This window comes from Streptomyces sp. NBC_01717, assembly GCF_036248255.1.
Taxonomy (GTDB): Bacteria; Actinomycetota; Actinomycetes; order Streptomycetales; family Streptomycetaceae; genus Streptomyces.
In genome coordinates this window covers 578,974-603,975 of sequence record NZ_CP109178.1, presented here as the reverse complement: position 1 = coordinate 603,975, position 25,002 = coordinate 578,974, and the positions used below count along the sequence as shown (strand labels likewise).

The 25,002-nt window shown below is 68.2% G+C and carries 25 protein-coding genes and 2 pseudogenes; 10 read left to right on the top strand and 17 right to left on the bottom strand.

Going from position 1 to position 25,002, the window contains the following annotated elements:
- The first annotated feature begins 97 nt into the window (after positions 1–97).
- Complete coding sequence (locus OHB49_RS02945; protein WP_329157651.1) at positions 98–2,320, top strand: FUSC family protein; 2,223 nt, start codon at positions 98–100, stop codon at positions 2,318–2,320.
- Here the strand turns inward: OHB49_RS02945 and OHB49_RS02940 are convergent.
- On the bottom strand, positions 2,248–2,784 hold the full coding sequence (locus tag OHB49_RS02940) for a phosphate-starvation-inducible PsiE family protein (protein ID WP_329157649.1): 537 nt from the start codon (positions 2,782–2,784) through the stop codon (positions 2,248–2,250). The genes OHB49_RS02945 and OHB49_RS02940 overlap by 73 nt on opposite strands.
- A gap of 122 nt (positions 2,785–2,906) precedes the next feature.
- On the opposite strand from OHB49_RS02940, the pseudogene OHB49_RS02935 reads away from it, so the two are divergent.
- Positions 2,907–3,403: pseudogene (locus OHB49_RS02935) on the top strand (GNAT family N-acetyltransferase).
- 118 nt (positions 3,404–3,521) lie between these two features.
- On the opposite strand, the pseudogene OHB49_RS02930 reads toward OHB49_RS02935, so the two are convergent.
- The 4 genes and pseudogenes from OHB49_RS02930 to OHB49_RS02915 form a co-directional block, all read right to left on the bottom strand.
- Positions 3,522–3,793 (bottom strand): annotated as a pseudogene (locus OHB49_RS02930) (transposase); the annotation flags it as partial.
- Between the two features lie 397 nt (positions 3,794–4,190).
- Positions 4,191–5,366 carry a UDP-N-acetylglucosamine--N-acetylmuramyl-(pentapeptide) pyrophosphoryl-undecaprenol N-acetylglucosamine transferase gene (locus OHB49_RS02925; RefSeq protein WP_329157646.1) on the bottom strand — a complete coding sequence of 392 codons (1,176 nt, stop codon included), beginning with the start codon at positions 5,364–5,366 and terminating at the stop codon, positions 4,191–4,193.
- Between the two features lie 347 nt (positions 5,367–5,713).
- On the bottom strand, positions 5,714–6,184 hold the full coding sequence (locus tag OHB49_RS02920; protein WP_329157644.1) for an SDR family NAD(P)-dependent oxidoreductase: 471 nt from the start codon (positions 6,182–6,184) through the stop codon (positions 5,714–5,716).
- Positions 6,185–6,585: 401 nt separating this feature from the next.
- A complete protein-coding gene (locus tag OHB49_RS02915; RefSeq protein WP_329157643.1) occupies positions 6,586–7,113 on the bottom strand; it encodes a nuclear transport factor 2 family protein in 528 nt (175 codons plus the stop codon).
- Between the two features lie 137 nt (positions 7,114–7,250).
- On the opposite strand from OHB49_RS02915, the gene OHB49_RS02910 reads away from it, so the two are divergent.
- The 3 genes from OHB49_RS02910 to OHB49_RS02900 all read left to right on the top strand — a co-directional run bounded on the left by OHB49_RS02910 (position 7,251) and on the right by OHB49_RS02900 (position 11,346).
- A complete protein-coding gene (locus OHB49_RS02910; RefSeq protein WP_329157640.1) occupies positions 7,251–7,796 on the top strand; it encodes a YciI family protein in 546 nt (181 codons plus the stop codon).
- A gap of 325 nt (positions 7,797–8,121) precedes the next feature.
- Positions 8,122–10,152, top strand: coding sequence for a prolyl oligopeptidase family serine peptidase (locus OHB49_RS02905; RefSeq protein WP_329166339.1), 2,031 nt, complete (start codon positions 8,122–8,124; stop codon positions 10,150–10,152).
- Positions 10,153–10,365: 213 nt separating this feature from the next.
- The gene (locus tag OHB49_RS02900) at positions 10,366–11,346 is read left to right on the top strand and encodes an aldo/keto reductase (protein WP_329157638.1); all 981 of its coding nucleotides are present in this window, start codon (positions 10,366–10,368) and stop codon (positions 11,344–11,346) included.
- Between the two features lie 78 nt (positions 11,347–11,424).
- On the opposite strand, the gene OHB49_RS02895 is transcribed toward OHB49_RS02900, so the two are convergent.
- From OHB49_RS02895 to OHB49_RS02885, 3 genes are all read right to left on the bottom strand, one after another.
- Positions 11,425–11,949 (bottom strand): GNAT family N-acetyltransferase, encoded by a 525-nt coding sequence (locus tag OHB49_RS02895; RefSeq protein WP_443079634.1) that lies wholly within the window; start codon positions 11,947–11,949, stop codon positions 11,425–11,427.
- 243 nt (positions 11,950–12,192) lie between these two features.
- The gene (locus OHB49_RS02890; RefSeq protein ID WP_329157634.1) at positions 12,193–13,230 is read right to left on the bottom strand and encodes a YihY/virulence factor BrkB family protein; all 1,038 of its coding nucleotides are present in this window, start codon (positions 13,228–13,230) and stop codon (positions 12,193–12,195) included.
- A 593-nt stretch (positions 13,231–13,823) separates the two neighbouring features.
- On the bottom strand, positions 13,824–14,831 hold the full coding sequence (locus OHB49_RS02885; protein WP_329157632.1) for an NAD(P)H-dependent flavin oxidoreductase: 1,008 nt from the start codon (positions 14,829–14,831) through the stop codon (positions 13,824–13,826).
- A gap of 59 nt (positions 14,832–14,890) precedes the next feature.
- On the opposite strand from OHB49_RS02885, the gene OHB49_RS02880 reads away from it, so the two are divergent.
- Positions 14,891–15,061 (top strand): hypothetical protein, encoded by a 171-nt coding sequence (locus tag OHB49_RS02880; RefSeq protein ID WP_329157630.1) that lies wholly within the window; start codon positions 14,891–14,893, stop codon positions 15,059–15,061.
- Positions 15,062–15,153: 92 nt separating this feature from the next.
- Here OHB49_RS02880 and OHB49_RS02875 read toward each other — a convergent pair whose 3' ends face one another.
- Complete coding sequence (locus OHB49_RS02875) at positions 15,154–15,537, bottom strand: ArsR/SmtB family transcription factor (protein ID WP_329157628.1); 384 nt, start codon at positions 15,535–15,537, stop codon at positions 15,154–15,156.
- A gap of 96 nt (positions 15,538–15,633) precedes the next feature.
- On the opposite strand from OHB49_RS02875, the gene OHB49_RS02870 reads away from it, so the two are divergent.
- A complete protein-coding gene (locus OHB49_RS02870; protein ID WP_329157626.1) occupies positions 15,634–16,104 on the top strand; it encodes an ArsI/CadI family heavy metal resistance metalloenzyme in 471 nt (156 codons plus the stop codon).
- A gap of 392 nt (positions 16,105–16,496) precedes the next feature.
- Here the strand turns inward: OHB49_RS02870 and OHB49_RS02865 are convergent, their stop codons facing one another.
- Together OHB49_RS02865 and OHB49_RS02860 are read right to left on the bottom strand one after the other, a co-directional pair.
- The gene (locus tag OHB49_RS02865; protein WP_329157625.1) at positions 16,497–17,651 is read right to left on the bottom strand and encodes a magnesium and cobalt transport protein CorA; all 1,155 of its coding nucleotides are present in this window, start codon (positions 17,649–17,651) and stop codon (positions 16,497–16,499) included.
- A 270-nt stretch (positions 17,652–17,921) separates the two neighbouring features.
- A complete protein-coding gene (locus tag OHB49_RS02860) occupies positions 17,922–18,482 on the bottom strand; it encodes a hemerythrin domain-containing protein (RefSeq protein ID WP_030979034.1) in 561 nt (186 codons plus the stop codon).
- 591 nt (positions 18,483–19,073) lie between these two features.
- Here OHB49_RS02860 and OHB49_RS02855 point away from each other — a divergent pair.
- On the top strand, positions 19,074–19,859 hold the full coding sequence (locus tag OHB49_RS02855) for a VOC family protein (RefSeq protein WP_030979032.1): 786 nt from the start codon (positions 19,074–19,076) through the stop codon (positions 19,857–19,859).
- 152 nt (positions 19,860–20,011) lie between these two features.
- On the opposite strand, the gene OHB49_RS02850 is transcribed toward OHB49_RS02855, so the two are convergent.
- Positions 20,012–20,464 carry an SRPBCC family protein gene (locus OHB49_RS02850; RefSeq protein WP_329157618.1) on the bottom strand — a complete coding sequence of 151 codons (453 nt, stop codon included), beginning with the start codon at positions 20,462–20,464 and terminating at the stop codon, positions 20,012–20,014.
- A gap of 200 nt (positions 20,465–20,664) precedes the next feature.
- Complete coding sequence (locus OHB49_RS45740) at positions 20,665–21,054, bottom strand: hypothetical protein (RefSeq protein WP_443079480.1); 390 nt, start codon at positions 21,052–21,054, stop codon at positions 20,665–20,667.
- Positions 21,055–21,302: 248 nt separating this feature from the next.
- Here OHB49_RS45740 and OHB49_RS02845 point away from each other — a divergent pair, with 248 nt between their 5' ends.
- A complete protein-coding gene (locus OHB49_RS02845; protein ID WP_329166337.1) occupies positions 21,303–22,391 on the top strand; it encodes a glutamate--cysteine ligase in 1,089 nt (362 codons plus the stop codon).
- 201 nt (positions 22,392–22,592) lie between these two features.
- On the top strand, positions 22,593–23,114 hold the full coding sequence (locus OHB49_RS02840; protein ID WP_329157616.1) for an HAD domain-containing protein: 522 nt from the start codon (positions 22,593–22,595) through the stop codon (positions 23,112–23,114).
- Positions 23,115–23,232: 118 nt separating this feature from the next.
- On the opposite strand, the gene OHB49_RS02835 is transcribed toward OHB49_RS02840, so the two are convergent.
- The 4 genes from OHB49_RS02835 to OHB49_RS02820 are packed head-to-tail and all read right to left on the bottom strand — an operon-like array spanning position 23,233 to position 24,908.
- Positions 23,233–23,805 carry a hypothetical protein gene (locus OHB49_RS02835; protein ID WP_329157614.1) on the bottom strand — a complete coding sequence of 191 codons (573 nt, stop codon included), beginning with the start codon at positions 23,803–23,805 and terminating at the stop codon, positions 23,233–23,235.
- On the bottom strand, positions 23,802–24,329 hold the full coding sequence (locus OHB49_RS02830) for a DUF6286 domain-containing protein (protein ID WP_329157612.1): 528 nt from the start codon (positions 24,327–24,329) through the stop codon (positions 23,802–23,804). Before OHB49_RS02830 ends, OHB49_RS02835 begins: the two co-directional genes overlap by 4 nt.
- Positions 24,326–24,727: an Asp23/Gls24 family envelope stress response protein gene (locus OHB49_RS02825; protein ID WP_329157609.1), complete on the bottom strand. Its 402-nt coding sequence runs from the start codon at positions 24,725–24,727 to the stop codon at positions 24,326–24,328. The genes OHB49_RS02830 and OHB49_RS02825 overlap by 4 nt, the downstream gene beginning before the upstream one ends.
- Positions 24,699–24,908, bottom strand: a complete 210-nt coding sequence (locus tag OHB49_RS02820; RefSeq protein WP_051879454.1) for a hypothetical protein — start codon at positions 24,906–24,908, stop codon at positions 24,699–24,701. The genes OHB49_RS02825 and OHB49_RS02820 overlap by 29 nt, the downstream gene beginning before the upstream one ends.
- Between the last annotated feature and the right edge of the window lie 94 nt (positions 24,909–25,002).

Here is a 25,002-nt window from a genome sequence, read left to right as displayed (position 1 = left end):
TTCCTGGACCCGTGCCGGAGGCTTCCTTGCCCGACGGCTCGCGCACCTCAACCAGGCCTACGCGAACCGGCAGGGCATTCCGGCTAGGCTCGCACCCGTGACGTGGCTGCGGGCCTTCGGGGAGGTCGTGCGATCCGGGCTCACGCTCGAGGAGACGCGGCTGGAGCCCCTGCTCGCGCTGCGCACGGCTGCTGGGGTGGCGATCGTCATCGGGCTGGCGCTGTGGCTGGTTTCCCCTGCGTACGCCGCGTCCGCCGCCCTCGGTGCCTACTCCGCGGGTGGGGCCACCTTCCAGCGCACCTGGCGTCCACGCAAGGTGATCGCGCTCGGCGCGGGCGCGGGTCTGGCGCTCAGCACCTTCGTGGGCTACCTGGCGGCGGGGCGACTGGTGACGTTCCTTCCACTGCTAGCCGTATGGGCCTTTGCCGCGGGGATGGCGTGGGCCGTCGGATCGACCGCTGGGATCGTCGCAGCGACGACCGTCGGCAGCATGCTGGTGACCATCACCCTGCCCACGAGCGTCGGGCGAGCCCTGGAGCACGCCGGGGTCATCGCGCTCGGAGGCGTGGCGCAGGCCGTGCTGATCTTGCTGTTCCCGATCCGCCGTTGGGGGGCGCATCGTGACGCGCTCGCCGACGCCCTGGCCGCCGTGGCGGACTACGCCCGCCGGCTGCGGCACGACCCGACCGCCCCGTTCGACCCGGAGCCGTTGATGACGGCCCGGGACGCGGCCGCCGTGACGCCATCACAGGCGCGCACCCGGCCCCCCGTCCTCCACGGCCCCCGGGGCCTCGCCGAGCGCATTCGGCCGGTCGTCGCCGCCCTCGCCGACCCGGACGTCGGCGCCCCGGCGGAGGGACCCGGGCGGGACCGCGCGCGGGAGTTGCTCGACGCGGCCGCCGACGTCCTGGATGCGGCCGCCCGTTCGATCCGCCGCGGCACTCCCGCCGAGGTGCCGCCCGGGAGCGCGGACGTCCTGCGCGTCGACGAGGAGCACGAGGTGCTGGAGGGCCCCGCGCGGCAGACTGCCGAGCGGCTCGTGGAACTGCTCGGCGAGGCGGTGGAGATCGCCGGGAGCGGCGGCGCGCGCGGGAAGACGCCCACGCTGCACGGCCCCGCAGGCGCCCAGTTCCTGGTGCGCCCGACAATGTTCCGGCTGGTACCCGTCGTCGTCCGGGCGGTCCGCTGTGAGCTCCGCCGGGACTCGCCCGTGTTCAGGCACGCCGTCCGCCTGGCGGCGGTGGCCACGCTCGGCTATCTGATCGCCGCCCGGCTACCCCTGGGCCACGGCTACTGGGCACCCATCGCCTCGGTGATGGTGATGCGGCCGGACTTCCACCGGACATACGCGCGTGCGGTGGCCCGTCTCGCCGGGACCCTGGCGGGGGTCGCGCTCGCCACCGGGATGGTGCGGGCCCTGGGCCCGGACGCCCATGTGTTCGGCGCGCTGACGGTGGTCTCGGCGGGCCTGTCGTACACGCTGATCCGTACCGGCTACGCCTACTCCCAGTGCTTCACTGCCGCGTACGTCGTCTTCCTGCTCGGCATGGGCGGCCAGGCATGGGAGCAGACGGTCCCGGAGCGCGTGGTGCTCACCCTGCTCGGCGGGGCCCTGGCAATGCTGGCGTACGTGGTGTTCCCCGCATGGGAGACGCCCCGGCTGCCGGGCCGGCTTGCGGACTGGCTCGCCGCCAACGGCCGCTATGCGGCCGCGGTGCTCCGCAGCTACGCCGAACCGACCCGGGAGCATCGCGCCGACATGCGCAGGGCACTGCTGGCGAGCAGGGAGGCACGTGCCGCCTGGCAGGAGGCCTACGACCGGGCAAGGCAGGAACCGGTCCGCCCCAGGGGCCTGACGTCGCGCGAGGCGGAGGAGGCGCAGGAGGCGCTCAAGGGGTTCGGCCGGGCGGCGATGCTCATGGAGAGCCACGTCCCGCGGGACGACAGCCGTTTCGTCCCCGAGGCGGAGCGGCTCGCCGAGGCCCTGGAGGCGGACACCGCGCAGGCGGCAGTCGACGTGCGCGAGCACAGGAATCCGGACTGGGGGCGCGTGGAGGAGGCGCTCCATGCGTGGGAGGGCGCCGCCGCCGAAGACCGGAGCCCGGTGATGCGGCGCGGGGCAGAACTACAGAAGCGGGCCTTGGAGGACCTCACGACGGCCGTCGGCCGCACACCCCTGGAACGGGACGTCGGCTCCGCTCGCGAGGAGCAGCGGGTGCGGGCGGCCGTGGAGGCGGAAGATGATGATCAGGACCCACGCACCGGGGTGGGTGACGGCGCCGGCGACGGGGAGCGCCCCGCCTCCTGGAGCGGGAAGTAGTCTCCCGGCCGCGTCGAGCGCCGCCACACGTACGCCGCCGTCGCCATCACGAGGATCAGCCCCGCCAGGATGAGCAGTTCGATCCCCTCGACGTTCCACCGGAAGGACTTCTCCGCCTCGGCCGTCACGATGAGCACCTTGCGGATGCCGGCAATCAGGCCGACGACGAGGAACGGCTCCGCGTCGAGGGTCTGGTTCCTGATGGTGAGGCGGACGGTGTGGAGCAGCTCGGCCACGATGAACAGCACAAGGCCGTTGTCCAAGGCGGAGAGAACGACCGTATCCTCGCGGTACGGCCCCTGGATCGACCTGATGACGTCGTGGACGACCCCAACGGTCAGGAGCCCCGCGAGCAGTACGAGGAGCGCCGCGACGACGAGATGGATGCCGTCCTCAATGAGCTGCAGGAGGCCCTGTACCCGGCCGCCCTCGATCTTCGGGAGAGTGGGTCGCACAGTCAGCATGCTAGGGCCTGTCGCGAAAATGCTGGTCACAGACATGCAGGGTTGGGTTGGTCGTGTTGTGCTTTCATGCTCCGGTGAATCGACAGGGTGCTCCTACGGCCGACGAAACCCCGACCTGCCGCATCCGGCGGCCCGACGCGTCTGATCTCGATGAGTGCGTCGACGTGCTCGCCGAGGTCCATGACGGTGACGGCTATCCGGCGAACTGGCCTGAGCATCCCAGCGAGTGGCTTGTGCAGCCTTCCCCTTCGCGGCCTGGGTGGCGGAACTGAACGGACACGTGGTCGGTCACATCGGTCTGTCACGCAGCGGGGCCGGAGATATGGCACCGATCCTGTGGAGCCGCCGCGAGGGTGTGCCCGTCGAGGACGCCGCTGTGATCAGCCGCTTGTTCGTTTCACCCTCAGCTCGTGGCCACGGGATTGGAGCTCTGCTGATGGCGCGGGCCGTGTAGGACGCCCAAAAGCGTGCTCTGCATCGGGTCCTCGACGTCCTGGCCTCCGACACGTCGGCCGCAGCCCTGTACGAACGCCTGGGTTGGAGCTTGCTGGCCACCATCGATCAGCAGTGGAGTTCGACCCAGACAGTGACTGTGCATTGCTATGCCGCGCCTGCGTGACCAGCCGGATCACGACACGTCACGTCAGAGGCATTCGTTGATGGCAGCGACCAGCACGGTCGCTTCGTACCGAACGGCGGGCTCGATGCCCGCATGGATGCCAACCAGTTGATGCTGGCCTCAGCACGTTCTTCCTGGGAATAATGATGGTCTGGTAGATCTCGCGGGCGACGTAGCGTTTCAGGCTTCGCGTCGCGGCTTGCCCTCGGTGACGCGCCGTTCCAGGTAGGCGCGAGTGCGGGCGTCCCAGCGGAGGCGGGCCAGGACGATGGTGTAGAGCGCGCAGTTGGCTTGCCGGGCACCGCCTCGGTTGAGCCTGCGGCGCTGAGTTTTGCCTGATGAAGCCTCGACCGGGCTCACACCGCAGAGAGCGGCAAAGGTGACGGCGCTGCCCCTGCTGCCGCAGCAAGATGCCCGCACGCGGCGGAGCCGGCTGGAGGTGCTCACCGCGCTGATTAACGGGCCCGAGTTTGACCCGGCGCTGCGCGGCGAGCTGAAAGCCGTCACCGCCGTCGCCCAGCGCCGCCGACGGGAGACCGGCCCGCACACGGAACTCGTCCTTGCCGAGGCGATCGCTCCGATGTGCTCCCTGATGGAGGCGTTCCAGCCGCTGGCCGAGGCCGCCGCCGCTGCGATGGCCGAGCTCGGCCGCGCGCTTCAGCCCGTCGCCCAGCAGGCCACCGGATCCCGCCGCGACCGGCCGCCGTGGGCCACCCCGTACAGGCCACCGCCACGCCGCCGATATCGGACAACGCCCGTGACCAGCCCGGACACCGTCCGGACATGGTCAGCCGGACGCGGCGGACAGGATCACGTCCACAAGCCTGTCCGCCGCATCCGGTCGCCCGTACCCCCGGGCCCGCTTCGCCATCGCGTCCCGCCGACCGGGGTCCGTGAGGAGCGGGCCCACCGCGTCACGCAGGCTCGCCCCGGTGACCTCGCCGAGCAGAGCCACAGCGGCCCCGGCCGCCTCCAAGTGACGGGCGTTGTGCGCCTGCTCGCCCCCGGCCGAAGAGGCGAGCGGAATGAACACCGCCGGTTTGCCAAGGGCGGTGAGCTCGGCGATCGTGCCCGCACCGCTCCGGGAGACCACGACATCGGCCAGAGCCAGCACGTCGGGGAGCTCCGGGCCAACAAACCCAGTGAGGTAGTACCGTCCGGCCAACTCCGAAGGCATGACCGTCGCGAGCTGTTGCAGGGCTCCGACGTTCGACGGGCCGCACTGATGGATCACGTTCGCGTTGCTCAGCAGCCACGGCAGCGAGTCACGAACAACGTCGTTGATCTGCTGGGAGCCCTGGGCGCCGCCGGTGACGTACACGGTCGGGAGGCGCCGGTCGAAGCCGCGCAACCCAAGCACCTCGACCGCCTTGTCCGCGTGCCCCGCCAGCACCTCCGGGCGGACCGGATTACCAGTGAAGACGGCGGCACCCCGCACCGACTCCGGCAGAAGCGGCACCGACGACTCCGACGACACCGCGATCCTCGTCGCCGAGCTCGCCAACTTCCGGTTGGCCAGGCCCAAGCGCACAGTCTGCTCGTGGAGAACCAGCGGGCGTCGGCACAGGCGGGCGGCCAGCCCCGCAGGGACAGCGACGTACCCACCGGTGGCGAGAACGACGTCCGGCCGGAAATCGGCGATGATCTTCCGAGCCTGCGCCACACCGAGCGGCACCCGGGCCATGTCCCGGACGTTGGCCGGAGTCACCATCTTCAGCGGGTTGCTGGAACGGCGGATCTTGCCCGTAGCGACCGTGGTGAACGCGATGCCCTCAGCTGGGGCTACCCGCGCCTCCAAGCCATCCGCCGTGCCGATCCACAGCACATCGAGCGTTCTACCCTCAGCTGCCAACCTGCCGCGCAACGTCCGGATCGCAGTCAGGGCGGGGTACGTGTGACCACCGGTCCCACCCCCCGTGACGATCAAGCGGAAGGTGTGCGAGAGAGGGGAAGCACTATTCATCCGGCGCACGCTACTGGCTGCCAAGAGCCCAGACGCGCACATCCGGCCGCTCATCGGCGTGATGTCACAGAGATGCGCCAGACAAGTTCAACGTCTTCGATGTCCCCCGGGAGCAGTTGATCGTCGGCGGCATCATGCTGCTCGCTATCGTCTTCGGCCTCCTCTACCGCTTCGGGTAGATCGCGCCGCTTCGCACCGGTTGGCCCCGGAGGCGACGATCAAGGTCACCGTGGATGCCCACCTCTGGCCCGTGTGACGGCCGACCGGGTCTCGACAGCACGCTCTCGTTCCGTTTCAGCACCCACGTGGGCCGGCCCGCCGAAGGGCCGGCCAGGGGCGGGGAGGCGTCAGGAGTCGGGGAAGAGGGGCCAGCCGGCCATCAGGCCGCCATCCAGGGTGAGGGTCTGGCCGGTGACGTAACCGGCCTTGTCGGAGCCGAGATACTGGACGGCCGCGGCGATCTCCTCCGGAGTGCCGGGCCGGCCCATGGGGAGTACGGAGTTGATCGCGTCCCGGATGGTGCCGGTGCCGGTGGCGCGTTCGTACATTGAGGTCTGCGTGTAGCCGGGGGCCACGGCGTTGACGCGGATACCGTGCTTGGCGCCCTCCAAGGCGGCGGCCTTGGTGATTCCGATGACGGCGTGCTTGCTGCCCACGTACAGGCTGAGGTCGGGGTAGCCCATCAATCCGTAGGTGGAGCTGACGTTGATGATGCTGCCGCCGCCCTGCGCCTGCATGGCTCGGAACTCGTGCTTCAGGCTGAGGAGCGTGCCTTTGACGTTGGTGTCGAAGGTGGCCTGGTAATTCTCGTCGGTCACCTCGGTGACCGGAGTGAGCTTGCCCTCGGTGCCGGCGTTGTTGAAGGCGATGCCTTGGGGGCGTGGGTGGCGCCGAGGATGTAGATCGTGTGGCCAAGGATCTCGGTCTCCATCGTCGGCATGGCAGCGGCCAGCGGCTTGACGAGGTCAAGGGGCAGGCGGTGGTGGTTGGGCCCACTCGCGATCGGATCCGGCTGTCTTCGTCTCCACCAGCTCTGACTGCAGGTATCGCTAGGGGCTGGTTCAAACAGGTGGCTGGGAAAGCGGAGCCGGTCTCCCGCCGTCGCGAGCATCCGGACTCGCTCCGGATTTGGTCCCTCAACTCCGAAGCCGGGACCGCCCCGTCAGTCCCCGCTCCGCCCTGGTCTTGATGTGGCACGCGACCGGTTCGGAGGCGCGCGTCAGATGAAGGGCATCGGCTCGACCCAGTCGGCGCGCCAGGCGGGCGGATTGAACGGATCCGCGAAGTATTGGGTCTCGTGGGCGACCTTGCCGTCGCGGAATTCCATGATGCTGATGGTGGATGCGGGTTTTCCATCGTAGGCGATCACATATTCCGTGATCCAAAGATCCCCGCTGCCGAGAATCCGACGGATGGTGAAGGTGAGCTTGGCCGGGTGGTTCGAGCGCAGCGCCTGTAGATTGCGGCGGCCGTGGATGCGCTCACCCGACTGGGGATAGTCAGTGATGACGTCGTCGTGATAGATCTCGTGCTCGACGTCCTGGTCGCCGGCAGCAGACGCTGCCCAATGCCGGTCCAGCGCCGCTCGGGTCTCCTGGTCTCCCACTGTGTTCCCTCCGATCACTGAAGTGTCGGACGAGATCCATTTCCCGGTTTCCCAGCTTCTGAGAATCAGCGTAACCCCGGCAGCGGTGGCCGACACGTGCGCTGTTACGCCGTCCAGGACGTCTGTCGAATGTGCGGTCACAGCCAAAGATCCACTTTCGATACACGCTCTATTGCCCAAGAAGACGAAAAAATTCCTACCCAGCAGCGATCGCGCCGGGCAGCGATCGCGGTGAAACTCGCTCGACCCGGTCACCTCCTTGTAGAGACCCTGTGGGCATGGAGTTCTTCTGTTACCACCGCGACCGGCCCGGATCCGTAGAGCTGCGCGACGAGTTGTTGGAAGACCATTGGTCCTATATGGACCGGTACGCGAAAGAGATGATCGCCCGGGGTCCGACTCTCGCCGGCGACACACCCACCGGCAGCGTGCACATCGTCGACCTGCCCGACCCCACCGCTGCCCGCGCGTTCGCCTTCGATGAGCCCGGCTACCAGGCCGGTGTGTACAGGGACGTGCTGGTGCGACGGTGGCGCAACATGTTGAGGCGCAGCATGTGGGACTTCCCCGGCGGCCGGACCGGTGGCAACAGGTACCTGGTGCTCGGCCTCGGTACGGGGCCCGCCGCCGACCTCACGGTGCCGCCCGACAGTGACGAGCTGATCGCCTACGGGCCGCTGCTGTCCGACAGCGGCGCCACCTGGCTGGGTACTGCGGCATTGGTCCGGGCGCCGAACCCGGACACGGCGCGCGCCGTCCTGACCGCGGGCCGGTACGCCGACATCGAGGTACACAACTGGCAGTTCGGCGGGCGACCGTCATGACCCGAGGACGTCCAGGCCGATGTCACGCCGAGCCCCTCGGATCGCTCAGCATCCTCGTGTCTCACTCGAGCCCACGGACACATCGGCCTGATGCACACCGGCGGGCCGTGAGTTCGCGCTGAAGCACCCCCAATTTCCCTGAACCCCGGGATCATGGCCCTTGAGCCACCGCCGGTCAGCCGGGGCAGCCGTCGTGGTGGCCATCGGGTACGTCCGGTATGCCCGAGCGGGCGCACCGGATGGCAGCACAGCCGAGAGCGCACGCCCGGACATTCGGTGGATGTGGTACCGCCACGCGTTCCGGGCCTGCACAATTCGGCGTGTGATGGATGACGACCCGTATTTGTGGCTGGAAGACGTTGAGGGCGAGGCCGCGCTCGAGTGGGTGGCCGAGCGGAACTCCGAGACGGAGGACGTGCTGGCCGCCGGCGCCGGCTTCGCTTCATTGAAGGAGCGTCTGCGGGAGGTGTTGGACGCTTCGGACCGCATCCCTTACACCATCCGTCGCGGCGTGTTCCTTTACAACTTCTGGCGGGACGCCGAGCACGTCCGTGGTGTGTGGCGGCGTACGACGCTGGAGCAGTACCGCAAGGATGCCCCGGAGTGGGAGGTCCTTCTCGACGTCGACGCGCTTGCTGCCGCGGAGGGCGAGAAGTGGGTGTGGGCCGGTGCGCGGGTGCGTCATCCCAATTACGACCGGGCGTTGGTGTGTTTGTCGCGCGACGGTGGTGATGCCGTTGTGGTCCGCGAGTTCGACCTGGCCACTCGGGCTTTTGTCGAGGGTGGGTTCCAGGTGGGGGAGGCGAAGACGCGGATCGGGTGGATCGACACCGACACCGTCTTCATCGGCACGGACTTCGGGCAGGGATCGCTGACCGACTCCGGCTATCCGCGTACGGTTCGCAGGTGGCGACGCGGCACGCCGTTGGAGGAAGCCGCCCTGGTCTTCGAGGGCGAGGCGGGAGATGTCTCGACCGGGGGCTGGCGCGACACCACACCCGGTTTCGAGCGGGACTTCGTCGCCCGGTCGATGGACTTCTTCCGCAGTGAGGTGTATCTCCTGACTCCTGACGCCACGCTCGTCAGGATCGACGTTCCCGATGACGCCAGTACCCGTGTCCATCGGCAGCATCTGATCGTCACCTTGAAGTCCGACTGGCTGGGGCAGAGGGCGGGCTCTCTGCTGGCGTTCGACTTCGACGCCTTCCTGGCGGGTGACCGCACCGCGGAGGTGCTGTTCACCCCGGATGAGCGAACGGCTCTGACCGGGTACTCCTGGACCCGCCACCATCTGATCCTGGAGACGATGCGCGACGTCAGCACCCGCATCGAGGTCCTCACCCCGACCCCCGTCGGTGGGTGGGCACGCAAGCCGCTCGCGGACGTCCCGGCGCTGTCCGCCGTCACTGTCATGGACACGGACCCGGACGTCTCCGACGAGTACTTCCTGGAAGTGTCGGGGTTCTTGCAGCCCGCCGCCCTCCACCGCGGGCAGATCGGCGTCGACACAGAGATCCTCAAGCAGGCTCCGGCCCGCTTCGACATGGCCGGTCTGGCGGCGGAGCAGTTCTTCGCGATTTCCCAGGACGGCACGCGGGTGCCGTACTTCGTGATCGGTCCCGACCGTTCCCCCACCGGCCCGGGACCCGCACTGCTCCACGGATACGGCGGTTTCGAGGTCTCCCTCACCCCCTTCTACGACGCGGTGACGGGCCGGGCGTGGCTGGAGCGCGGCGGCACCTACGTGATCGCGAACATCCGAGGTGGCGGCGAGTACGGACCGGACTGGCACCAGGCCGCGCTCGGCGCGGACCGGCCGCGGGCCTTCGAGGACTTCGCGGCCGTCGCCGCAGACCTCATCGCGCGGGGCATCACCACCCCGGGCATGCTGGGCGCCGCCGGGGGCAGCAACGGCGGCCTGCTCATGGGCGCGATGGTCACCCGCTACCCGCACCTGTTCGGCGCGATCGTCGCCGAGGTACCTCTGCTGGACATGCTCCGCTTCCATAAGCTCCTCGCCGGCGCGTCCTGGATCGCCGAGTACGGCAACCCGGACAACGAAGCCGATCGCTCCCACCTCCGTGCCCTTTCCCCCTACCACCAACTCACCGCGGACCAGGTCTACCCACCGGTTCTTCTGACGACCTCCACCCGTGACGACCGCGTCCACCCTGGCCATGCCCGCAAGGCGGCCGCACGGCTGCGCGAACTCGGCCACCCGGTCCTCCTCCACGAGAACACCGGCGGCGGCCACGCGGGCGCCAGCGACAACGAACAGTCCGCCCACAACAACGCCTTGGTGCATACCTTCTTGTGGCGGCATCTCACCCAACCGGTTCTGCCGGACTCCAGCTGATCGGGCGGGACTCATCCCGAGCCGAGGGGAGCGTCTGCAGCGTAGGAGCTCGACTTGGAGTCCGATCTCGACTGCTGTGACCGGGATGGCCCCCGGCTTGGGAGCCGGGCCGGTGGGCTCGAGCGGTCGGTCGATCACCTTGGTGGACATGGAAACCTGGATCACTCGGCGGCCTTGCCCTCGTGTGCGCTCCAACTCGTAGCGTGCGTAGACATGGAGAACAGAACGCTGGGAGACAGCGAGATCGAGGTCAGTGCGCTGGGATTCGGGTGCTGGGCCATCGGCGGTGAGTGGCAGGATGCCGACGGGAACCCCCTCGGGTGGGGCACCGTCGACGATCAGGAGTCCATCGCGGCGATCCGTCGGGCGATGGAGCTCGGGGTCACCTTTTTCGACACCGCGGACGTGTACGGCACCGGCCGCAGCGAGCGGGTACTGGGGCGGGCACTCGCGGGTCGGCGGGACGAGGTGGTCATCGCCACCAAGTGGGGCAACGTCTTCGACGAGGAGACCCGCACACTCATCGGTGAGGACTCAACCGTCGCGTATGCGCGCCGCGCCCTGACCGCGTCGCTGCGGCGGCTGGGCACCGATTGGATCGACGTCTACCAGCTGCATCTGGGCGACGTACCGCTGGACGAGGCAACCGAACTGCGCGAAGCTTGCGAGGACTTCGTACGAGAAGGGCTCATTCGCGCGTACGCCTGGAGCACCGACGATCCCGGGCGGGCGGCGCTCTTCGCTCAGGGGGAGCACTGCGTGGGGGTCCAGCACGCGTGCAATGTGCTGGTGGACGCGCCCGAAATGCTGGCGTTGTGCGAGCAGCACGGACTCGCGTCGATCGTGCGCAGCCCGCTCGCCATGGGCCTGCTCGCCGGCAAACAGGGCTCTTCGGGCCGCGGCGCAGCGGGGGACATCCGTTCGGTGCCGCCCGCGTGGCTGCGCTGGTTCGACGAGGGTGGCGTGCCCGCAGCGCAATGGAGGGCGCGTATCAACGCCGTACGGGACGTGCTCACCGCCGACGACCGCACGCTTGCACAGGGCGCCCTCGCGTGGCTGTGGGCACGCAGCCCGCGGACGGTGCCGATCCCCGGCTTCCGCAGCGTCGCCCAGGCCGAGGAGAACGCCGGGGCCCTCCAACGCGGCCCCCTGTCCAAGGCCCAGCTGTCCGAGGTCGCCGAGTTGCTGCAGTAAGAGGTCTGGCAAAGCGCCGTTCCGGGCGAGCCGCAGAAGGTTTCCATCCCCGGTGGGCGACTCGCTTGTAGGTGGTCGTCATGTGCGCAGGTCGAGCAGCATGACGTCATAGAGGTCCGGGCCGTGCCACGGGCGCGCCTCGCCTATCTTGCGGTAGCCCCACGTCTGGTAGGCGGCCGACGCTGCCTGGCTGTCCGGGTGGACGTTCAGCAGCACCCGTGCGGCCTTGATGCCGTCAAGCAGGGACTCGTGCAGGCGCCGCGCGACACCCTGCCCGCGCCACGGTCCGCGCACGGCAAGTTCCATGAGACCGAAGGTGCGGTGCCCGTCCTCGCGCCGCATTTCGTCGGGCACCGGCTCGGTCAGTTCGTCCCACCACCTTGTGTCGGGCTCGACTGGATGGCCGTAGGCCATGCCGACCGGCTCGCCGTCCTCGGTATGGGCCAGGGCGGCGCGAAAGGTGGGCTTGCGGGTCTGGCAGCGAAAGTGCCGGAACGTGGCCGCGACGTCGTCCGCGGTCTCGTTGTACGGCGGTTCCGCAAAGACGTCGGCATAGACCAGTCTGAACGCGTCCTCAGCCTGTGCTGCGGCCGAGCCGCCCATGCGCTCCACCGTGATGGTTTCCTGTGGTGTCATGTGGTGCCCCCCCTCGGACATTGTCGCGGATGCGCTCACCACACTCTCGGGCACCCGCACGTCGGCAAGTGCGGGAGCTGACAGGAGCTACGGCGACCGGTACTTCGCGCGTCGGGGCGTGCGCGGGGTGTTCCCATCCCGCCCGCCGTCTCTCCCCTGCACAGGGCAGGAATCAGGCACAGTCACAACAGGAGATCGAAGCGGCCGGCATCAGAGCTTGCGGGTGTCGCGGGGCTCGGCATAGGGCTCGTCACCCGGAGGGTGGCCGCTGTCGATGGCACGCCCACGTTCGAGTTCGGCGTTGAACTCCAGCCCCAGCAGGATCGCGATGTTGGTGAGCCACAGCCAGATCAGCGCGACGATGGGGGTGGCGAAGGCACCGTAGGTCTTGTTGTAGCTGCTGAAGTTGGCGACGTAGAGGGCGAACAGCGCGGAGGCGATGAGCCAGATGACCACGGCCAGGACACCGCCGGGCACCACGCGCCGGACTTGCCGCTTGACGTTGGGGGCGGCCCAGTACAGCAGCATGATGATCAGAACCACCAGGACGAACATGACGGGCCACTTGGCGATGTTCCAGGCAGTCACCGCCGTGTCGCCCAGCCCCAGGAACGACCCCATCTTCTTGGCCAGTGGTCCGGTGAAGACGACGCCGACCGCAGTGAGGGCCAGGAGGACCACCACGGCCACGGTGATGCCGAAGCGGACCGGCAGCGTCTTCCAGACCGGCCGGCCCTCGCCGATGTCGTAGACGATGTTGGATGCCCGCATGAAGGCAGCGACGTAGCCGGAGGCCGACCACAGCGCCAGGACGACACCGATGATCAACGCGAGCAGGGCCTTTCCCTGACCGCCTTTGAGCTGCTCCAGCACCGTGGTGAGGATGTCGCGCATGGACCCGGGCGCGATGCTGGAGAGGTTCTTGATCAGTGAGTCGATGGTGGCAGGGCCCAGCAGGCCCAGAATGGACACCAGAGCCAGCAGGGCAGGGAAGATCGCCAGGACTCCGTAGTAGGTCAGGGCGGCCGCCCAGTCCGTGAGGTTGTCCTCCTTGAACTCCCGCAGTGTGCGCTTCACAGCGCCCTTGGCCGAACCGCTTTCCGCGGCATCTCCCCGGGATGGACCGCCGGCATCGCCGCGGTCGCCACCCTCGCCGTCGTGGGGCGGCCGGCCCGCGCCGCCGATGTGGTCGGCGCCGTTGACGTCAGCGTGTGCGTGATCCGGCCCGTCAGAGGACGGCGTTGCCATATGGACTCCTTCCTCCGGCGCCGGTGCTCGCGATGGCCGACGCGCTCAGTTGCACTCTGCTTCGCATGCACGCAACCCCGCTGCCTCCAGCAGGCGGCCAGCATGCAGCCCACTGAAGCGGCCGAGCGGCCGCATATCCATCACACTCACTGAGCCAGGTCCCGGCGACTGGATGGCGCCCATCCGGACCAGCCGACCCCACCTACGTGGAATGGGTCACCGATGAGAAGCGAGGCAGATGCGCGCGTCCGGCGAACGCAACCTGGGCGTCAGGGCCGCGGTATGGACTGGTGACCGCTGAACGGCTCTCCGGTGTCCGACATCAGCGGCTGACACCAACAGCGGCGGACGAAGGCGGATCGGGCCGGATCCTGGTGACCGCTCCACGCCGTGCGACGTGTTCGGCTACGCTCCCGACGCCCCGGACACCTAAAGGCTGCCCCGTCATCCCCGGCGGGCGCACGATGACAGCTACGGCACCTCGCCGCGTTGTCGGAACGCCCGAATACGCCCGGTATGAGGACGCCCCTCCGCCTTGCGATGGACCGCATCCGACGCCGCGCACTGATCCACCAGGAATGACGGGACAGCCCTCAGGGTCTTTCGTTTCGATCAGGCTGGATCAGCGAGCGGGGCCGCGAGTCCAGGATCGCTTCGGCCTCGTCGCTGATCGCGCGGACCACGTCAGCGGCCGGCCGCACTCCATCGACGAACGACGCCGACTGACCGTAGATGATCTCGCTGGTGTCGGGGTCGGGCGCGGCCCCGAACGGGTTGGCGCCTTCCGCAGGCCTGAATTCCTCCGCGCGGTCCCGCAGCGTCGATTCGCGTTCCGACCACTCGTCGGTGAACCGGTTGCGGCGGACGCGTTCGCCGATACCGGTCGGCCACGGCAGTCCTGACACGATGTCGTAAGACCTCGTCCACACGGTGTCGCCGCCGTCGCTCTCGACGATCAGGCGCTTGTGGATGTCGTGCACCTCGACCGCTTCGGGTGTGGCGAGGAATGCCGTGCCCAGCCAGGCACCGTCCGCACCGGCGGTGAGGACGGCTGCGAGTGTTCGTCCGTCGCCAATGCCGCCTGCGGCCAGCACCGGGACATCGGGGTACCTCCGCACGATCCCGGTCAGGAACGGCAGCAGGCCCATCATCCCGGTGTGCCCGCCGGCCTCGTTGCCTTGCGCCACGAGGACATCGGCCCCCGCGGCAACCGCTGCCGCGGCGTCCTCGTAGTTCTGGACCTGGCACATCACCCGGGCTCCCGCGTCCTTGGCCCGGGTGAGCCACGGCTGGGGATCGGCGAACGACAATGCGACGACCTCTGGCCGCTCCTCCAGCGTGGCGTCGAACAGCGGCTCGGTGAAAGGGAGGAAAGGCGTGATGAACCCGACTGCGAACGGCCGGTCCGTCGTGGCACGGATGGTCGCGATCTCCGCGCGGATCCAGTCGGGCCCTTTCCAGGGATGCGTACCCCCGAAACAGCCGAGTCCACCGGCGGCGGAGACCGCGGCAGCGAGTGTCCCGCCGCTGTGCAGGGCCATGGGGGCCGACATCACCGGATGGGCGAGCCCGAACATATCGGTGAATCTCGTCTGCAACATGGGTGAACACTAGCGGATTGACGAAACGCCTATGGGAGGCATGTCAAGAGGGCCGCTGGATGCCTGGTCGCGGCCGCTTCGCCCGGATGCAAGTGCCCGGCGGACCGGTCGTGGGTGGCGAGGCGCACCACGGATTCGGTGAACACGGCATCGGCCACGACTGCTTCGCCGATGGCGCCGGCAATCCGGGCGGTCAGGTAGGCGGCGACCTCGCGGGACGGCTCGGTTGACTGAACGCCGGAGCACACCAGGACTGTCACCAGACCGGGCGTACCGATGAAATCGGTTGCGACGCTGTGGCCGGGAGAGGCTGTGGAAGTCGTCAGCGGGCCCCGACCCCGGTCGGCTCGTCGCTCGTCTGCAGAAGCGAGGACAGCCGGGCCAGCGCGGCCGGCAGCACCCAGTAGTAGACCCAGGTCCCTCGCCGCTCGGAGCCCACCAGGCCCGCTTCCCGCAGCACCTTCAGATGATGCGAGATCGTCGGCTGTGACACGTCGAACGGCCCGGTCAGGTCACACACGCAGGCCTCACCGCCTTCGTGGGAGGCGATCAGCGACAGGAGCCGAAGCCGCACCGGGTCCGAGAGAGCCTTGAACATGCGTGCCAGGTCGACGGCATCCGCCTCGCCCAGCGGTTCGCGGACCATCGGCGAGCAGCACACCGCCTGTTCGTTCTGCGCGAGAACCCGAAGCTCTGATTTCGACATGTGTCTATGTTGACGCTTATCAATTCCGGTGGCAACCTCAAGCTTGTCGAGCTGTATCGATAGATGTCGATGCAGAATCAGATGAGGGAGACCGTCATGTCCCGCGTTCAGCTCGCCCTGCGCGTCGCCGACCTCGAAGGCTCGATCGCCTTCTACTCCAAGCTTTTCGGCGCCGAGCCCGCCAAGCTCCGCCCCGGCTACGCCAACTTCGCCATCACCGAGCCCCCGCTCAAGCTCGTTCTGATAGAGGGCGAGGACGGCCGGGACACCCGCCTGGACCACCTCGGCGTCGAGGTCGAGTCCGCCGACCAGGTCACCGCGGCGACCGGCCGACTCCAGGAAGCGGGCCTGGCCACCTTCGAGGAGAACGACACCTCCTGCTGCTACGCCCTCCAGGACAAGGTCTGGGTCTCAGGACCCGGCAAGGAGCCCTGGGAGGTCTACGTCGTGAAGGCCGACGCCGACACCCTCGGTAAGAGCGCCGGCAGTGCACCGGCCGCCTGCTGCACCTCCGACGAGCAGGCCGAGCCCGTTGCCATTGGCACCGGATGCGCCTGCGGCAGTTAGTGCCGCAGCACACCGGATCAAAGCGTCGGCGGGTGGGCTCCCGCGTCGGGTCCGGACGCCCTTCGACGGGTGGGGGTGGACCGGCAGGACAAGCGTCGGTCGCGGCCACCGAGACGTGCCCAGCGGTCGCTCCGACATCCACCGTTGACATCAACGGCGGCCCACAACTGCACTGCTGAATGGGCTCGAGCGGGCTTGGCACCCGGAGCGGAGCTGTCACAGCGGCTGCCGCGCCCGGACTCCGAAAGCGGATGCCTCATCGCACCACGGGAGCGCCCTCCCGGGGCCGTCTCCGGGCCGTGGAAGGGCGCTCGACGATGGCCGATGCTGACAACTAACGGCAACCCGGCAGCAGTTCACAGCGCTGATCCGGAGGGATGCCCACGGGGCTGCTAGAGCCAGTCGCGGCGTTTGAAAACCACGTACAGGCCGACGCAGACCACGGCCATCAGGGCGATGGCGAAGGGGTATCCGAGGACCCAGTGCAGCTCGGGCATGTGGTCGAAGTTCATGCCGTAGACGGTGCCGATGAGGGTGGGCGCGAAGAGAATGGCCGCCCAGGCGGAGACCTTCTTGATCTCGTCGTTCTGTGCGTGGCCGGCCTCGGCCAACTGCTTCATCTCTTCGTTCTGAGCCTGATTGACCAGAGTGGCGTTGACGGTGAGGATGTCGCCGAGCATCTCGCGGAAGCTGTCCACGCGCTCGACCACGGTGGTGTCGTGGTCGGCGACGTCACGCAGGTAACGCTGAAGCTCCTCGTCCGTGCCGTACTTCTCGAAACCGGCCTCGAGCCCGCGCATGATGGTCAGGAGCGGCCGGGTGGCGCGCTGGAACTCGACGACTTCGCGGGAGAGCTCGTAGATACGGCGGGAGACCTTCGGGTCGCCGCCGAACACCTCGGTCTCGATCTCGTCGATGTCGTGTTGAAGGCCGGCCACCACGGGCGCGTAACCGTCGACCACCGCGTCCAGGATCGCGTACAGCACCGCCTCCGGGCCCAGCGCCAGCAGCTCGGGGTCGCCCTCCAGTCGCTTGCGGACAATGGCCAGGTCGGGTGCCTGGCTGTGCCGTACGGTCAGGACGAATCCGGGGCCGACGAACAGATGGAGTTCCCCGAAGTCCACCTCCTCGGCCTCGTCCATGTACCGGGCCGAGCGCAGCACGACGAAAAGCGTGTCCCCGTAGCGCTCCAGTTTCGGCCGTTGGTGGGCCACGATGGCGTCCTCGACGGCCAGTTCGTGCAGCCCGAACTGCTCCGCCGCCTCCCACAGCTGCGCGGGGGAAGGGCGGTACAGCCCGATCCACGCCATGGTGCCCGGCTCTCCCGGAAGTCGCTCGTAGATCTCCTCGAGCGTCGAGGGCGTCGCGATCCGCCGCCCGTCACGGTAGATCGCCGCGTCCACCACGCTGCGGGCCAGGGACGCGGGGGGCTCTTCCTGCTCCGCCCGTGGATCCATCGAATGCTCGGGGGCGGGGTCCGGCCCGTGTCCGCCCGGGCTCAGCGGCCACTTACCTGCTCGGGCCGCACGCGACCGCCAATCGGACATGACAGAAACCTCCAGAAGGAAACCCACCCGAGTTCGGTCCGTGTGGCGGCTCCGAATCAGGTGGTACCTGGCCGGGCGAGGTCTCTTGCAAACCGGCCCTCGGCACAAAACAGCCTATTTGCTCTCGTGCCGCTGCGCGATGGATTCACCCGGGCACCGCACCCCTTCTGCGGGGACGGCTGGCGCGTTCCCGCGCTGTGGAGGGCGAGCACCAGGCCGGAGGCCGTGATCAGCAAGGGGAACCGGTTCATCACGGTCTGTTGAGGGTGTTCAGCTCTTGCCGCGTCCGGTCAGCAGGTCGCGCGCCCGGTCCACCAGGCCGACGCCGGGGCCCAGCAGCTTGTTGCCGGGCGGGGTGTCCGGGGCGGAGGGGTGCGGGCGGGTGGGGGCCGTCTTCTTCGCTGTGCGGACCTTGTCGCCCAGTTCGTTCAAAGCTTCGGGGGTGCAAGCCGCGGCGAGGAGAGGGAACAGCCGTTCCTCTTCATCGCGGATGTGCTCGCTCACCTCGAGCTTCAGCTTCGCTACCAAGTGGTCGAACTGCGGGTCGTCCGCAGCCAGGCCCTCCAGGCCCTTGAGGTGCTGTTCCGCCTCTGCATGATCGGAGAGTTCCTTGTCCGCGATCCAGTCACCGCCCTCGACGTGCTTGCGGACCGCCGGGTACAGGTGCATCTCCTCGGCGACGGAATGCCGTACCAGTTCAATGGTCAGTGCATCGACCAGCTTCCGGCGCCGCTTGTCGCCGACCGGCTGCGCCTCGATCTTCTCGAACAGTTCGTCGACCTCGCGGTGGTCGGTGGTGAGTTCCGCGATCACATTTCCGCCGTGTCCCATAAGGGGAGCCCCTCCACTCGTATGGCATGAGCTGAAACAGCTCACCGTTCCACACGCGTACCCCCGGAGCTCTTCAACACGCACACCAGCACAGCACGCTGGGGGACTGGCGGTAGGGCCGGGAACGCGGGAAAGGGGGCTGCCGCACGCCCCGGCGCACGCCCGCGACGCAGCACCAAGCCCAGCACCTGCCCTGCTTCGGGCGGTGCGGTCCGCCCGTGGAACGGATATGAGAACCGGCTCGACCAGGTTCGTGAGTGGGTGGGTGTGGCCTGCGCGGCGGTGAGGCGGGTGGCCGTGTGGACGGTCTTGGGGCTGATCCTGCCGGACTTGCGGTCCACTCTGCGGCGCTTGAGCTGGACGGCCCGGCGGGCCCCGGGGAAGAGCCGCCGTCGGCGGGCGACACCTGCGGCCGTTCGTCTGCGGCCGGCCACTGTCACAGCTGGTGAGCCACGCAGCCCGGGAGAAGGGTAGGTGGGTGCGACACCTGTTGTGCCGCAGCCGGTACGGTGCTGAGCCCCAGTGGCTCGACCTGCCCGGCGCTACTGTGGGACGTGCCGGTTGTATGTGACGGCGGAGGAGATGGCAGGCATGTCAACTTCAAGCCACGCGATGTTCGGCGCTCCGTGCTGGGTCAGCCTCATGACCCGCGATCTCGAAGCGGCGCAGCAGTTCTACGGTTCTGTCCTCGACTGGACGTTCCGCCCCGCTCGGCTCGGGGATGCCTGCTCCGTCGGTCTTCACGAGGGGATTCCGATCGCCGGCATCGGCGCACTCGCACGGGATCTCGCTGTGGCCGTGGCGTGGATGCCGTACTTCGCCGTTGACGACGCAGACGTGACCACAGCACGGATCCGCGAACGCTGCGCCACGCTGGCCGTCGGCCCCCTCTCCTTCGGCACCGGCCGGGCGGCACTGGCCGCGGACCGTGACGGCGCAGTTTTCGGGATCTGGGAGGGAGAGGTCATCCCGGACTGGGGGGTGGGTCGCAAAGGGGCCCCCGCTTGGCTCGAACTGCGTACCAGAGATGCCTTCGATGCCGCCATCTTCTATGGCGAAGTCCTCGACTGGGGCGGCGAGCGACCGGGCTGCTGCCAAGTCGCCTACGAAAACGATCATGTCGTACTTCGTCAAGGCCAGGACACGGTGGCGCGGCTCAGCGGCGGAGCCGTGGAGGCTGCTCCCGACCCGCAGGTCAGACCGCGCTGGCACGTCCATTTCCGGGTGCCTGACATCGAGGCCGCCGTTCAGACGGCCACCGGCCTCGGGGGCGGCAGCGTCTCTCCGGTGGAGCAATCCGAGACCGACCGCTGGATCACGTTGCGTGACCCGGACGGTGGACTGTTCACCGTCACCTCGCCCCGGTTCGGGGGCTGAGCCGTCCGGAGGCGGGCTCACCGGGCCTCCGCCGGCGCGCGGCCAAGGCCTCGACGGCCCGAGAGCGGACGACATGCGGGCTCTTCGACCGGTTCGGAGCCGTCCCGGACGAACGGATGTTCCGTACCGTTCTTGCGGTCGGTCGGCTGTCTTCACGGGTGGTCGGCGTCGGGCGGCATGTCCTCGACGACCCTGGCGAGTCGCCCGAGCATGGTGCGGTGCCGGATCTGCAGGAGGGCGTCGAGGGCGGCGTTGTGGAACTGCCCTCCCGGCCCGCGCAAGGGGTGTTCGTCGACGATCACGAGAGTGTCGTCGCCCCAGGGCCGGATGTCGAACGCGATTCGTGCGGTGCCGAGCGGACCGTTGTCTGCCTCGAGTTCGAGCGCACCGGGCCGATCGATGCGACGGACGGTGGTGTGGCCCTGGAACTCCTTGGGGCCCAGACGCACCGTGTAGTCGATCGAAGATCCGACCTCGGGCCATCGGCCTTCCCCCGGACCGGTTTCGTGCGTGCCGACGACCCAGTCGCCGTAACGGGTTTCGTCCTCGAGGAGGGACCACACCACACCGGGCTTACGGAGGATGAGCTGGTGCCGTACGGCCATGACTGCCTCCCACGTATGCGGCTTCGCTGTCGAGGTTCTCGGATTGCTCGGCCGTCGGCAGCCGACGCACAGCCCCCATTACAGGCGGGCCGGGGAACGCAGAGCTCTGAGGAACGGAGCTGCTGCGTACTGCCACCCGATCTCCTCAGGTGACCGGATCGGGCCGGCCCGCGAGCCGGGCATGAGGTGATCGAGTGGGTCTAGCCGTGCCTGGACTTCTTGTCGGGGGGATCCTGAGGGTCCACCCCGGTGGTTGCCGAGGCGTCCTTGGTGCCGCTGGGGCGCTGTGAACGGCCTCTGCGACCCGTGTCGTGCATGCCCTCTTCAGAACCCTTGGCGTGCTCTTCGCCTCTGCGGCCGGTGCTTTTCGCGATATCTCCGGTGACGTCCTGGCTTTCCTCTTTGGAGACCTTCCTGCCGGGTCCCGGGCCGGGTGCGTGCTCCTCGGGGTGGAAGGACCGATGCGCGCTCGGATTGTCCTGTTGGCGAGTCTCGTCCACGTCCGACGCCCAGCCGTGTTGCTGGGTTCCTTTGTGCCGGCTCGGACCTTCGCCGTGTGGCGGCTGGGATGGCTTCGGATGTTTGGGCATGAGTAGACCTGCCTGCCTGTGGGGGCTGGGATCCGGTCTGCGAACGCGAAAACGCTTCGCAGCCTCCTTGCAAAAAATTATCCCATTCATTACGAAGGTGGGCATATCGGGTAGATGCCGCATAGCTCTGAGTGTGCGCACGGGAGTCGAGGCGAATTATTCGAACGAATATGTGGTTAGATGGGATGCTTTGGTCGGTAGCCCTGTCGGAAGCGCGCACACTCGGCACAAGGAGAAAGGGCACGGCTGTGCGGAGCGTGGGTGTTGAGGAGGAACTTCTTCTGGTCCACCCGGAGAGTGGTGAACCACAGGCAGTGTCGACAGCGGTTCTGGCCATGGCAGACGGACATGCCGAAGGGGAGTGTGCCTTCGAGCCCGAGCTGCACCGCCAGCAACTCGAATTTGCCACCCGGCCTCAGACCGACATGGACGAGTTGGCGGAAGAGATTATCCGCCGACGGGTGGAGGCCGCCGGTCACGCGGCCGATGTGGGGGCCGCCGTGGTTGCGCTGGCCACGTCCCCGCTCCCGGTCAGCCCGACTGTCGGAACCGGTGAGCGGTACCAGTGGTTGGAGCAGCATTTCGGACTGACCGCGCAGGAGCAGCTGACATGTGGATGCCATGTCCACGTGTCGGTGGAGTCGGACGAGGAGGGCGTCGCCGTGCTGGACCGCGTGCGGCCCTGGTTGTCGGTGCTGTTGGCCCTGAGCGCGAACTCGCCCTTCTGGCAGGGCCAGGACAGCGGCTACAACAGCTATCGGAGCAGGGTCTGGGGACGCTGGCCGTCGGCGGGCCCGGTAGACGTATTCGGCTCCGCGGAGCGCTATCACGAGCAGATACAGGCGCTGCTCGACACCGAAGTGTTGCGGGACGAGGGAATGATCTACTTTGATGCGCGCCTCAGCCACCGCTATCCCACCATCGAAGTCAGAGTTGCGGACGTGTGTCTCGATCCGCTGGTCACGGTGCTGCTGGCCACCCTGATTCGTGGTCTGGTCGAGACAGCGGCGTGTGAATGGCGAGCCGGTGAGTCGCCTGCCGAATTCCGTACGAGTCTCCTGCGCATGGCTGCCTGGCGAGCAAGCCGTTCCGGGCTGGATGACCGGCTGCTCCACCCTCTCACCATGCATCCCGAACCCGCTGAAACCGTGGCTCGTGCGCTGCTGGCGCATGTGTGTGGGGCCCTGGAGGAGAGCGGCGACCTGAAGGCGGCCGAGGACGGGTTGGGCTCTTTGCTCACTGCGGGAAACGGAGCGCGTGTCCAGAGAGACCTGATGCGGCGGACCGGTAGCCTCCGCGCCACCGTCACGGAGTGCGTACGGCGCACCCGAGGATGACGACGAAGCCTCGCGCTCATCGCAGCGTGGGCTGCAGGACGGGTCGGGCGCCCCTTTCTGATTCTGCCGCTGTGGGCAGCCTTTGCGGATCTTGGGGCCCGTGGATGTCCACGAGAAAGAGCAGCAAGTGGGGCGGCGGTCAGTTGCCGGGCCTGGGCCATCGAGGCGGTCCTCGGTGAGGTCTGTCGCTATCGTGCTCCCGTGACTGGCTCTGTGCAGGCTTCGCTGCTGTTTCTCGATGTCGATGGACCACTCATCCCATTCGGCGCGGCGTCCCAGACGTATCCGACCTATGCGAGGGGTCCTGAACCGCTCGGTGCCGACGCGAATCCACTCCTGACCAGGATCAATCCGGAGCACGGACCCCGGCTGGCGGCGCTCCCGTGCGAGGTGGTCTGGGCGACGACGTGGATGGCTGACGCGAACGAGTGCATCGCCCCTCGCATCGGTCTGCCGCAAATGGCAGTGGTGGTCTGGCCGGAGCCGTCCGACATCGATGACCAGGACGCGTGGAACGGACTGCACTGGAAGACCCGTGCACTTGTCGAATGGGCTGCGGGGCGTCCGTTCGCCTGGGTCGACGACGAGGTCACCGACATCGATCGAGCTTGGGTTGCTGCCCACCACCAGGGACCGTCCCTGCTCCATCGTGTCGATCCCTGCCATGGTCTGGCTGATAGCGACTTTGCGGCTCTCGACTCGTGGCTGCGACAGCAGATCTGATATTCGCCTTCAGAACGTGAAGAGGCGGCAAGGGGACCCAGCGGCAGCGCACGGCGCGGCCCCCTGCCCGGGGAGCCCGAGCCCGGCAGGCATCTACGACCCGTACGCCCACAACGGTCTAGCGTGCGCGGATGCCGGCGTGGGTGGTGAAGCGGTACTCGACGGTGAACGGGAGGGTGTCGAGGTCCAGCGCTTGACGGAGCCGGGGGAGCCCGTGGGTGTTGAGGTGATGGTTGATGGTGGTGAGATCCCCGCCCTGCTCAGTGCTGATGACCATTGCGAGGGTGGGGTTTTGGCGGGTTCCGGCGAGCGTGGCGCGGGCGTGGTGGACGCCTGGGTAGGCGGCGACTTCCCTGAGGAAGGGGGCGGTGGCAGTGTTCGCAGCCAGTTCGGTGCTGCCCTGCTCGGGGTTCTGCTCGAGGTGCCAGGTGTGGGTTTTGGGGCGCCGGGTCAGCTGCGCGGCGATCCAGCGCAGGATGAGCAGCCCCAGAACGATGGCGGTGGCGGCAGCAATCCAGAGTGCCCAGGTGGGCGGCTCGGCGATGCTGGGAGCAAGTGTGGCGTCCGAATCCAGGAAGGTGAGGTGGCCGAAATGAGCGGCCACGGCGAAGGAGCTTGAGGCGAGCAGGAGGACGCCGAACGCGGCGAGAAGGGTGCGGTTGAGGCGGGCTGGGCGGTTGAGGCTGGTCATGGTGCGTTCCTGGTGGCACGGAGCTGGATCTTCACGGCCGGACGGATCAGCGGGGTGACCTGGTCGAGGCGCCGACCCAGGGCGGCGCGCACGGCATCGGTGAGCCCCGCGGTGTTGGTCCGGTCGGTGCGGATGCGGGCGACGATCGTTCGACGGCCCAGTTTCAGCTTTGCTCTGCTGACCCCGTCGACACTCGAAGCCGTGTTCTGCAGATCGCGGCGCAGGCTACGCCTCGTGATGCCGGCGTCCAGGTCACCGGTCAGGGGCAGAACGGTCGGTTTCCCCGGCAGGAGTGCCGCGACCAGCAGGAGTAGCCCGAGCAGGGCAATTGCGCCGCCGGCAATGAGGGTGGTGGTGTCGCTCCAGTGAGTGCTGTGCAGGGTGTCAGTGACGGAGCGGTAACTGAAGAGCGGGCTCTGACCGATGATCAGCTGAATGGCGACGACGGCGATCAGCACGCAGGCCGCCAGCAGGACCAGCGCGGTGAGAGTGGCCGGGATGGTGCGGCGGGGCCGGCATTTCATCGGACTCTCCTGGTCGGTGAGTCGGGAGCGCGCAGTGCAGTGACGGTGATGTCGACACGGGTCACGGTCAGACCGGTGAGGTCCGCAACGCGGCGTACCAAGCGTGCGCGGGCGTCTTCGGTGGTGTGAGCGACGGATTTTGGATAGGCGACGGACAGGCGAACATCGAGCGCCGCAACTGAGTCGCCGCTGACCTTCGCGGCAACCCGGGCCGAGTCTTCGGCGTGTTCTCCTGGGACCGCTATGCCCAGCAGCCGGCCGGCTGCTCCGCCGATGTTCTCGACTTCGGTCAACACCCGGGCGGCGATGCGTTCCACGGTGCGGTCGGAGATCGTTGTCCGGCCTCGCTGCGCGTCGCCGGACTCACCTTCAGCTGACGTGGTGATCGCGGTGTCCATGGAAGTCGTCCCTGTCACGGCCGGTGAGTTGGGCGAGGTCGAGCTTGCCGTCGAGGTATCGCCCTACCAACAGCCCGACCGTCCCGAGAACAAGGACGATGAGAAAGGCTTCGAACCCGCCGAACGCGGCGGCGAGGCCGAGGACGAGCCCTGTCAGGAGACCCATCTGAGTGGACGTCATGTCATTTCTCCTTGGTGCGCGTACGTTGCCATGCGGCATTGAGCCGGGGTGTGCGAGGTCGCACACATGGACCGTGCGCCGCATGGACCCCGTG

What these genes read in the sequence shown, in the direction of transcription:
- OHB49_RS02940 (WP_329157649.1), bottom strand. Translation starts at nt 2,784, where the DNA reads ATGCTGACTGTGCGACCCACTCTCCCGAAGATCGAGGGCGGCCGGGTA.
- OHB49_RS02925 (WP_329157646.1), bottom strand. Translation starts at nt 5,366, where the DNA reads ATGAATAGTGCTTCCCCTCTCTCGCACACCTTCCGCTTGATCGTCACG.
- OHB49_RS02910 (WP_329157640.1), top strand. Translation starts at nt 7,251, where the DNA reads ATGGAGTTCTTCTGTTACCACCGCGACCGGCCCGGATCCGTAGAGCTG.
- OHB49_RS02905 (WP_329166339.1), top strand. Translation starts at nt 8,122, where the DNA reads ATGGATGACGACCCGTATTTGTGGCTGGAAGACGTTGAGGGCGAGGCC.
- OHB49_RS02900 (WP_329157638.1), top strand. Translation starts at nt 10,366, where the DNA reads ATGGAGAACAGAACGCTGGGAGACAGCGAGATCGAGGTCAGTGCGCTG.
- OHB49_RS02895 (WP_443079634.1), bottom strand. Translation starts at nt 11,949, where the DNA reads ATGGGCGGCTCGGCCGCAGCACAGGCTGAGGACGCGTTCAGACTGGTC.
- OHB49_RS02890 (WP_329157634.1), bottom strand. Translation starts at nt 13,230, where the DNA reads ATGGCAACGCCGTCCTCTGACGGGCCGGATCACGCACACGCTGACGTC.
- OHB49_RS02885 (WP_329157632.1), bottom strand. Translation starts at nt 14,831, where the DNA reads ATGTTGCAGACGAGATTCACCGATATGTTCGGGCTCGCCCATCCGGTG.
- OHB49_RS02880 (WP_329157630.1), top strand. Translation starts at nt 14,891, where the DNA reads ATGCCTGGTCGCGGCCGCTTCGCCCGGATGCAAGTGCCCGGCGGACCG.
- OHB49_RS02875 (WP_329157628.1), bottom strand. Translation starts at nt 15,537, where the DNA reads ATGTCGAAATCAGAGCTTCGGGTTCTCGCGCAGAACGAACAGGCGGTG.
- OHB49_RS02870 (WP_329157626.1), top strand. Translation starts at nt 15,634, where the DNA reads ATGTCCCGCGTTCAGCTCGCCCTGCGCGTCGCCGACCTCGAAGGCTCG.
- OHB49_RS02865 (WP_329157625.1), bottom strand. Translation starts at nt 17,651, where the DNA reads ATGTCCGATTGGCGGTCGCGTGCGGCCCGAGCAGGTAAGTGGCCGCTG.
- OHB49_RS02860 (WP_030979034.1), bottom strand. Translation starts at nt 18,482, where the DNA reads ATGGGACACGGCGGAAATGTGATCGCGGAACTCACCACCGACCACCGC.
- OHB49_RS02855 (WP_030979032.1), top strand. Translation starts at nt 19,074, where the DNA reads ATGTCAACTTCAAGCCACGCGATGTTCGGCGCTCCGTGCTGGGTCAGC.
- OHB49_RS02850 (WP_329157618.1), bottom strand. Translation starts at nt 20,464, where the DNA reads ATGGCCGTACGGCACCAGCTCATCCTCCGTAAGCCCGGTGTGGTGTGG.
- OHB49_RS45740 (WP_443079480.1), bottom strand. Translation starts at nt 21,054, where the DNA reads ATGCCCAAACATCCGAAGCCATCCCAGCCGCCACACGGCGAAGGTCCG.
- OHB49_RS02835 (WP_329157614.1), bottom strand. Translation starts at nt 23,805, where the DNA reads ATGACCAGCCTCAACCGCCCAGCCCGCCTCAACCGCACCCTTCTCGCC.
- OHB49_RS02830 (WP_329157612.1), bottom strand. Translation starts at nt 24,329, where the DNA reads ATGAAATGCCGGCCCCGCCGCACCATCCCGGCCACTCTCACCGCGCTG.
- OHB49_RS02825 (WP_329157609.1), bottom strand. Translation starts at nt 24,727, where the DNA reads ATGGACACCGCGATCACCACGTCAGCTGAAGGTGAGTCCGGCGACGCG.
- OHB49_RS02820 (WP_051879454.1), bottom strand. Translation starts at nt 24,908, where the DNA reads ATGACGTCCACTCAGATGGGTCTCCTGACAGGGCTCGTCCTCGGCCTC.